The organism is Pelomicrobium sp. G1, assembly GCF_051905455.1.
Classification (GTDB): Bacteria; Pseudomonadota; Gammaproteobacteria; order Burkholderiales; family UBA6910; genus Pelomicrobium.
In genome coordinates, this window is record NZ_JBQACR010000313.1 from 1 (window position 1) to 280 (window position 280).

The 280-nt window shown below is 64.6% G+C and carries 1 pseudogene; it reads left to right on the top strand.

Features of this window, described 5'->3' with window-relative positions:
* Nucleotides 1-280: pseudogene (locus ACTFO6_RS18645) on the top strand (XrtA system polysaccharide chain length determinant); the annotation flags it as partial.

Consider the following 280-nt stretch of genomic DNA (forward strand, 5'->3'; position numbering starts at 1 on the left):
TCCTACCGGGACACCAACCCGGAGCAGGCCAAGCGGGTAGTCCAGGTGCTCCTTTCCATCTTCCTGGAATCCAGCCTAGGGAACAAGCGCAGCGACGCGGAGCAGGCGGAGAAGTTCATCAACGAACAGGTCGCGATCTACGAAAAGCGCCTGCAGGAGGCCGAGAACCGGCTCAAGGAGTTTCGCCTTAAGTACATGGGGCTGGGCGCGGGCGGCGACCGGGACTACGTGAGCCAGCTCACCGCCTTGAGCGAGGAGCTGGCCCGGGCCCGGGTGGAGC